General features: G+C 64.7%; 7 protein-coding genes and 1 pseudogene. 1 reads left to right on the forward strand and 7 read right to left on the reverse strand.

The genetic code is table 11. From position 1 onward, the window contains the following. Window positions 1-92: 92 nt before the first annotated feature. From ACIBW7_RS34950 to ACIBW7_RS34965, 4 genes are all read right to left on the reverse strand, one after another. The gene (locus ACIBW7_RS34950; protein ID WP_397053909.1) at window positions 93-1,259 is read right to left on the reverse strand and encodes an epoxide hydrolase family protein; all 1,167 of its coding nucleotides are present in this window, start codon (window positions 1,257-1,259) and stop codon (window positions 93-95) included. A gap of 722 nt (window positions 1,260-1,981) precedes the next feature. Continuing rightward, complete coding sequence (locus tag ACIBW7_RS34955; RefSeq protein WP_397053911.1) at window positions 1,982-2,626, reverse strand: response regulator; 645 nt, start codon at window positions 2,624-2,626, stop codon at window positions 1,982-1,984. Window positions 2,627-2,648: 22 nt separating this feature from the next. Continuing rightward, the gene (locus ACIBW7_RS34960; protein WP_397053913.1) at window positions 2,649-3,812 is read right to left on the reverse strand and encodes a sensor histidine kinase; all 1,164 of its coding nucleotides are present in this window, start codon (window positions 3,810-3,812) and stop codon (window positions 2,649-2,651) included. Window positions 3,813-3,875: 63 nt separating this feature from the next. Next, a complete protein-coding gene (locus ACIBW7_RS34965; protein WP_397053915.1) occupies window positions 3,876-4,028 on the reverse strand; it encodes a hypothetical protein in 153 nt (50 codons plus the stop codon). Window positions 4,029-4,205: 177 nt separating this feature from the next. Here ACIBW7_RS34965 and ACIBW7_RS34970 point away from each other — a divergent pair, with 177 nt between their 5' ends. Further along, window positions 4,206-5,159: an SDR family NAD(P)-dependent oxidoreductase gene (locus ACIBW7_RS34970; protein ID WP_397053917.1), complete on the forward strand. Its 954-nt coding sequence runs from the start codon at window positions 4,206-4,208 to the stop codon at window positions 5,157-5,159. Between the two features lie 114 nt (window positions 5,160-5,273). Here ACIBW7_RS34970 and ACIBW7_RS34975 read toward each other — a convergent pair whose 3' ends face one another. The 3 genes and pseudogenes from ACIBW7_RS34975 to ACIBW7_RS34985 all read right to left on the reverse strand — a co-directional run. Then, window positions 5,274-6,167, reverse strand: a complete 894-nt coding sequence (locus ACIBW7_RS34975; protein WP_397053919.1) for a class I SAM-dependent methyltransferase — start codon at window positions 6,165-6,167, stop codon at window positions 5,274-5,276. Window positions 6,168-6,327: 160 nt separating this feature from the next. Continuing rightward, window positions 6,328-7,470, reverse strand: coding sequence for an Mrp/NBP35 family ATP-binding protein (locus ACIBW7_RS34980; protein WP_397053921.1), 1,143 nt, complete (start codon window positions 7,468-7,470; stop codon window positions 6,328-6,330). A gap of 30 nt (window positions 7,471-7,500) precedes the next feature. Further along, a pseudogene (locus ACIBW7_RS34985) lies at window positions 7,501-8,055 on the reverse strand (pyridine nucleotide-disulfide oxidoreductase); the annotation flags it as partial.

Here is an 8,055-nt window from a genome sequence, read left to right on the forward strand (position 1 = left end):
GGGCGATGGCCGCCACATCCGTATGCGGACAGACCCGCGCGTACGCCTGATGACGTAATGGGGCGAGCCGGCGCCCGCCCCGATACACCTGCTCAGCCGCGATACGCCCGGACGAACGTGCGGATATCGTCCACGAGGAGTTGCGGCTGCTCCAGCGCAGCGAAATGACCGCCCTCGGCGTATTCGCTGAAGTGCTCGATATACCCGTCCGGATTCATCACCCGACGCATCAGTGGATCGGTATTGAACACCGCCCAGCCCTGCGGCACACCCGACGAAGCCACCCAATCCATGCCGGAATGCGCTGTCTCCCAGAGGAATTGCGCGGCCGATGCGCCGCTGCGGGTGAACCAGTAGATGCTGACGTTGGTCAGCAGCAGGTCGCGGTCCACCGCCTCGCCGGTTGCGCGGGTCGGATCGGTCCAGACCTGGAATTTCTCCGCGATCCACGCCAGCTGTGCGATCGGGGAATCGGTCAGCGCGGCGGCAATGGCATTGGGCTGGGTGGATTGCAGGACCAGGTAGCCCTTCTGCTGATTCCACCTGGCCTGCGCGGCCTGGATGGCAGCGAGTTCGTCCTCGGTCAAACCGTCGGGCATCGGCAGCTGCTCGCCGACCAGACCGAGCGAGCCCTGGTCACTGTTCACATGCGTCGCGACGACCCGCTCCGGATGCGTGGCAGCCAGACGCCCGGTCACACCCGCACCGATATCACCGCCCTGAGCGACGAACTTCTCGTAGCCGAGCCGAGCCATGAGTTCGGCGAAAGCCTCGGTGGTGCGCGCCAACTCCCATCCGGTGGAGGCGAGAGGTGTGGAGAACCCGAAACCCGGCAGCGACGGAATCACGACATGGAATGCGTCCGCCGGATCCCCACCGTGCGCACGCGGATCGGTCAACGGCCCGATCAGCTCGAGGAACTCGACGACCGAACTCGGGTACCCGTGCGTGATCAGCAGCGGCACCGCATCCGGCTCGGGCGACCGCACATGGAAGAAATGCATGGCCTGCCCATCGATCTCGGTCGTGAACTGGTCATATGCGTTGAGCTTCGCCTCCTGTGCCCGCCAATCGAACCCGTCCCGCCAATACTCGGCCAACTCCCGCAGGTGATCGGGCGCAATGCCACGCCCCCAATCGGATTCCGTGCCGGGCACCGAATGGGGCAACCGCGCGCTCGCGAGCCGCGCTCGCAACTCGTCGAGCTCGGCCTGCGGAATGTCGATCCGGAAGGGGCGGATAGTCGCTGTGTTCGTCATGAGGACCACTCTCGACCCCATTGCGGAAGACTTACTTCCGCAATACCAAGATTCTTCCGACTTCGTCGAGATTCGGTTCTACTGCTCCAGCATTAATAGCAGATCACTACCGCTTGCCCGGCTCGTCCATACCACTCAGTATTCGGCCGGATTCTGCTGAAAATATGGAGTAAATATGGACCTCCGGCAGACGAGAAACAGTCTTCGCACCCCATTGGCTGCTGACGGCAAGTGAACACGCACCCCTCACACCCCATCTCGCGTTCCCCAGCAAGTTCTAGACTCACCGCGCGGGCGCATAGCACCTTGACCTAGGTGGGTGACTTACATAATTTGATGCGCATATATACGTACCGATCTATCTACCCGCGACCGAGCCGGCAAGCCACCTCGTGGGTCATGCGCCTGAGTTAGGCGGCGGCCTCGGCCTTTTCAGCGATTGTGAGCCTCGCCCGTTGACGTACGCCGATGTATCGATCGGCAACGGATCACAAGCCGCTGGCCCGCTCCCCCGCCCCCGAACGCGACTCCCCCTGGAGGTTCATGCTGAGAGCGTGTTGCGAATGGGTTCCTCCGCAACGTCTGGCCAGAGCCACCGCACTGCTGGCCCACTGTGGCGACGGCGGCCCGCTGACGAACTGGGCGCGGTCGCGGTCGTCTTCAGTCCGTTCATCTCGACGTGCGGGTGTCGGGTGCGGCGCAGTATCCGCACTGAGTCGGCTTCAATGCCCGTTCGTCGCGCCGAGCACGGCGAGTCGAACCCTGTTGGTGGCACCGGTTTTCGTCATCAGATTGCCGATGTGGGTTTTGACGGTGGTGACGCCGAGGTGCAGACGGTCGGCGATCTCCGCGTTCGACAGGCCCGCCGCGACCAGCGCAAGCACTTCGGCTTCACGTTGGGTAAGTCCTTGCGGCACAACGCGCTCGACCGTTGCACTGTGCTGTGCGGACACCGCTGAATCCACCAATCGCCGCAGCACGCTCTGCGTGAAGGGCGACTCTCCTGCGGCGGCACGGCGGATGCCGTCGAGCAGATCGGTGGGCGAAGCGTCCTTGACGAGGAACCCACATGCGCCCGCGGCGAGCGCCGGGTACAGGTGGTCGTCATCGTCGAAGGTGGTCAGTACGACGACGCGGATCGACGGCCTGGTCGCGAGAATCCGTTCGGTGGCACGGATTCCGTCCATGCCCGGCATGCGCAGATCCATCAGCACGACATCGGGCGTTGTCCGTTCGGCAAGCCGCACGGCCTCGCCGCCGTTGGCTGCCTGCCCTACCACTTCGAGTTCGGCATCGGTTTCGCAGAGCATGCGCAGGCCCGCACGGACCAGTTGCTGGTCGTCGACGATCAGCACACGAATGGTCATGGCCGCACGCTTTCTCGGATTATCACGAGGCCACTCGAATCGCGGGCGGCAGGGACGCGTCGAGCCGCCATCCGGAATCGCCTGGTCCGGCGACGAACTCACCGCCGAGCAGCTCGACCCGCTCACGCAATCCGATCAGCCCGAGGCCATGTCCGGATCCGGTTGCGGACCGTATTCCGTTATCGCACAACATAAAATCGACGGTTCGATCCTTACGCGCTGTGATGGTCAGCCACGCCGCCGCGCCCGAACCCGCGTGCCGCACGACATTCGCGACGCCCTCCTGGGCCAATCGCAGCAATGTCAACGCCCGCAACGCGTCTATGTCGGTGACAGCATCCTCGATCTTCACCTCCACGAAGCAACCCAGCTGCCGCGCTCGTTCCGCCACGGCAGTGACCGCGGCGGGCAGATCCGTCGGTGCGATGAAGGATTCGCCCGCCATCGCCGGATCCCGCAGCACCGATACGAGCAACCGCAGATCGGCGAGGGTTTCGGTGCCGCTGGCATGAATGTCGTCGAGTACTTCGCGCACCGCTGGCGGCGCATCCGGCACCGCATGCCGGGCCACCCCGACGCGCAGCACCGTCGATGAGACGTGATGGGCGATCAGATCGTGCAACTCCCTGGCGATTGCGGTCCGCTCCAACGCCCGCGCGGCCGCGATATCGGCCTCACGCCGTTGCGAGATCTCCCCCGCCTCCCGCCTGGCTCGATCCGCACCCTCACGCGCCGCACGCAGCAGGTTCCCGATCAGCATCGGCGCGCCCGCCATCACGAGCGCCCGGTAGCCGGTCGCGGCGGCCTCCCCCGCCGGGTGCAGCAGGTACGCCCCGCCCAATGCGCCCGCCGCCACCCACGGCTGCCATCCACGACGGCGCGCCGCGAGTTCGATAAGCGCAATGGCCGCACCCACTTTGGGCACCAGCGGTCCGGTACCGCCGATCTCGAAGCCGAGCACCAGCAGCCCGGTCACCAGCAGCGATGTAGCGAACGGCCATCTAACGCCGCCCGCCGTCGCGACTACCGCAAGCAGGCCGATCACCCAATCCACGGGCATCGGCGCATCCGAGAGCAAAAACAGGCAGCCGACTGCCGCTGCCAACAGCACACCGATCCGAACCGGCAAGGCGCGCACATCGAGCAGCCAATCCATGCCCCTGGTCACACCTGCCGATTCCGCCACGCAAACCATGATGCCCCGCAACCACTCGCCGTGACTCCTCCTCCTGGAGGAGAGCATCCTCCCTCAGGCCAGGTCTACCGCTGCCATACGAACTGCATCCTGGCTTGGGTTCTCGGTTGGTAACCGGTAGGTGACCTCGGAGGCCAGGATGGCACCCCCGCTGAGCACCGGAACGATCACCGAATCCAGGTCGGCGGCGAAGGTCGCACAGGGCACCCGAACATCGGTACCACGGAATCCTGGCGATCATTTGTCCACGCATGGTTCGAGGTGCCGCATGCGACGCAACTCCCCGACCCGCTCCATCCCGTGGTGGATGGCCATCCTCCCGGCGGCCGCATCGTGGGCCTCCGGGCGGATTCGGCTAAGTCCGGTAACAGCGACGGTAGAGCCATGACGCACGATGAGATCGAACCTGGGCCCGACAAACCGGCCCCCAGCCGACGCCGAATCCTTGGGATCGCGGCCGCCTCCGGGCTGGCGATCGGCGCGACCGCCGGATTGGCCGGAGGCATTGCACTGGGAGCGGATTCGAATCCGCCGCGGTTTCAGCCCATCGGATTGCGGCGGTTCGAGAACAAGGTGGTGTTGATCACCGGGGCGACTTCCGGGATCGGAGCGGCTGCGGCGCGATTATTCGCGGACGAGGGTGGACGAGTCGCGTTCTGCGGCCGGCGAGTTGATCGCGGGCAGGCTGTGGAACAGGAGATTCGGGCGGCCGGTGGCGAGGCGACCTACTTTCGAGCCGATGTGCTGATCGAGGATGAGGTGCGCGGGTTCGTCGATGCCGCGGTGCGGACCTACGGTGGATTGAATGTCGCGTTCAACAATGCCGGGATCACTATTCAGAAGAAGTTGCACGAGTACTCCACCGAAGAGTTCGACCGGGTCGTGCACACCAATCTGCGTGGCACCTTCCTGGCCATCAAATACGAAGTGCCGCACCTCATTCGGGCTGGCGGCGGGACGATCGTGGTCACCTCGTCGAGCAATGCCATCGCCACTGACGCGGGCCGTGGTGCGTATACCGCGAGCAAGCGCGGCCTGGCCGGACTCGTGCAGTCGGTGGCGCTCGACTATGCCGCCGACGGCATCCGCGTGAACACCCTCATCCCCGGCACCACCGATACCGAGCTGATCCGCCGCGCCGCCGGCATGGAAGCCATTCCCGACGACGCATGGCAGGTCTTCATGAAGCAGTGGGCCAAATCCAATATCCCCGGTCTCGGACGACTCGCCACCCCGCAGGAGATCGCCTCGTTCGCACTGACTCTCGCGTCCGACGAGCACCCGTACCTCACCGGTGCGCAACTGGTGATCGATGGGGGTAAGACGGCCCATGCGTGACACAGGGTACGGCCCTTAGGTCGCGGCGAGTGCTAGGCGCTGGTGGCGGCGCACAAGACTTGGTTTCGGATTAGCGTAGTTCGTCCTGATCAATCGGCACCGAGCAGCGCCGAATCAGATCGGCTTGACAGCTGTGAGGTATCGCGTGCTGTCGAACATTTGCGCCAGCGGCTCCGCGACAGGTGTCATGGGACGGTTGTAGCGTTCGGCCAGTTCCTGCAGGCGCAGCGATGAGGTGGTCCAGCCGTGGGCGACGAGCAATTCAGCCGGATCGGTGCGTTCGTCGGTGTAGAACAGTGACGCGAGGTCGACCTTGCCGAACGGAGTGTCTTTCAAGTGTTCCGACTCCTGCTCGGCGATGCGGGCGACATCGACACCCTTGCCGACAGTCTCCGCTGCCACCTTGCTACCGGGCACCGAAAGCTGACCGATCCGTGCGAACAAGGCATCCTGTGCGGCGCCTGGCAGATATGGCAGCAGGCCTTCCGCCGACCACGCGGTGGGCGAGGTCGGATCGAAACCAGCCTCGACAAGCGCCGCGGGCCAGTCGTCGCGCAGATCGACGGCCACCTCGCGCCGGTCCGATCGCGGCACGGCGTGGGATTCGGTCAGCACCTGACGTTTGAACTCCAGCACTTTGGGTTGGTCGATCTCGAAGACAACCGCGCCTGCCGGCCAATCCAGCCGGTAGGCCCTGGCATCCAGTCCGGCAGCCAGAATCACCGCCTGAGTCACTGCATCCGCCGCTGGGGGCAGGAAGAATTCGTCGAAGAACCTACTTCGATATCCGATGAATCCAGAGGTGAACGGGATCTGCGCCCACAGCGTCGGATCGTTGATCAGCCGGTTCATATCCGAATCGCCGGATGCCACCACGAACTGGGCGGCGTACTCGTCATGGACGAGGGCATCGGGCCGTTTCGTCTCGATAGCGCGTGCGGCCGCGACACCGAGTGCGGTCATGCCGACGCTGCTCACAATGTCCCAGGTATCGCCTTCGGTACGCATAATGCTGTCCCCTCGAAGTGTCCTGATTGCCATGGCTGACAAGTCGGAATCCGGGATTACGCTCGAGCCAGGAAGCGGGAGCCCGCTTGTACGGCGTGGCAAATATGCTGCTGTCGATGGGTAGAGCTGGTTACGAACCTGATCATACGACCGCGATGAATCAGCCGGTCGGGTGCACCGCCAGCCTCATCCCTGCGATGCCGCGGGGCCTATCGGTCAATGCGGTCGCGATGGCACGGAAGGCTGCCGATGTGGTCGATTCCGGCTCGGTGATCACCATCGGTGTGCCCTGATCTGCCGTGGCGCTTACGTCGGGGTCGAAAGGGATGTGGCCGAGTAGCGGACAATCCACGCCCAGGATCGCGGTGAGTTGCTCGCCCACCAGCGCGCCACCACCGGAGCCGAACAGGGCCTGCCGAGAACCGTCGGGCGCGTCGAACCAGGACATGTTCTCGACCACCCCTGCCACGCGCTGTTTCGTTTGGGCCGCGACGGCACCCGCCCGTTCCGCGATCCGGGCGGCTGTCTGCTGGGGTGTCGTGACGACGAGCAACTCCGCCGTCGGCAGCATTTGGGCCAGCGAGATCGCGATATCCCCGGTGCCGGGCGGCAGGTCGACCAGCAGGACGTCGAGGTCACCCCAATAGACATCGACGAGGAACTGCCGCAACGCACGGTGCAGCATCGGGCCGCGCCAGACGACCGGCTCGTTGCCCTCGACGAACATGCCGATCGAAATGACTTTGATGCCGTGCACGGCGGGTGGCATCAATATCCGATCCACCGCCGTGGGGCGCACATCGACACCCAGCATTGCCGGAATCGAATGGCCGTGGATATCAGCGTCGAGAACGCCTACGCGCAACCCACCCGCCGCCATAGCGGCGGCGAGATTCACTGTGACACTGGACTTTCCGACACCACCCTTACCCGATACGACGCAGTAGACACGCGTGAGCGAGCCGGGCTGCGCAAACGGGATCACCGGCTCGTCACCACCGCGAATCCGCCGGCCCAGCGCGGTGCGTTGTTCGTCGGTCATGACACCGAATTCGACTGTCACGGAAGTGGTTCCAGGAATCTCGAGCACGGCCGCCTGGATATCTCGGACGATACGCTCGCGCAGTGGACAGGCCGCGACCGTAAGCAGAACTTTGACACCGACGTTATTCGCGGCGTCGATATCGATCGATGCGACCATATCCAGTTCGGTGATCGGGCGGTGGATTTCGGGATCCTCGACGAGGCTCAACGCCTGTCGAATCAGCCCTTCCGTCAACGGTTGTGTGGCAGTGATCGACATGGATGACCCGGCTTTCTCGAGAAGGTGAGATCAGGCGAAGCTGGCGCGCAGCATGTCCGCGCGTTCGACGACCTTGACGCGCTCGCGCCCTTCCGGCTCGCCGAGGGCGCGCTCGTGTGCGTCGAGGCGGTACCAGCCCTGCCAGGTGGTGAACGGGATGCCCTTTCCGGTCAAGAAATCGATGACCGACTCCGGTGCCGGATCCTTTGCGCCCGAGAGCCGCTCGCGGTCATCGAGCAGGCAGGCAACGGTCTCGTTGGCATCCCCCTTGGTGTGGCCGATCAGTCCGACCGGTCCCCGTTTGATCCATCCGGTGACATAAACACCGGGCATGAAACGCGCGATACCGTCTGCGTCGTCGTCGATCAGCACCCGGCCCGCCTCGTTCGGGACCACACCGGCGTGATCGTCGAACGGCAGCGTCGCGACGCTGTGCGAGAGATAGCCGACGGCCCGATACACCGCGCCCACCGGCCAGTCCCGAAATACTCCGGTGCCCTTGACATTGCCGGTGCCGTCGAGCTGGGTGCGCTCGGTACGCAGGCCGGCGACCTTGCCGTCCTCACCGAGGATCTCGGCCGGGGA

The organism is Nocardia sp. NPDC049526 (assembly GCF_044465765.1).
Lineage (GTDB): Bacteria > Actinomycetota > Actinomycetes > Mycobacteriales > Mycobacteriaceae > Nocardia.

Coding starts and splice junctions, on each gene's coding strand:
- ACIBW7_RS34950 (WP_397053909.1), bottom strand. CDS start 1,259: ATGACGAACACAGCGACTATCCGCCCCTTCCGGATCGACATTCCGCAG.
- ACIBW7_RS34955 (WP_397053911.1), bottom strand. CDS start 2,626: ATGACCATTCGTGTGCTGATCGTCGACGACCAGCAACTGGTCCGTGCG.
- ACIBW7_RS34970 (WP_397053917.1), top strand. CDS start 4,206: ATGACGCACGATGAGATCGAACCTGGGCCCGACAAACCGGCCCCCAGC.
- ACIBW7_RS34975 (WP_397053919.1), bottom strand. CDS start 6,167: ATGCGTACCGAAGGCGATACCTGGGACATTGTGAGCAGCGTCGGCATG.
- ACIBW7_RS34980 (WP_397053921.1), bottom strand. CDS start 7,470: ATGTCGATCACTGCCACACAACCGTTGACGGAAGGGCTGATTCGACAG.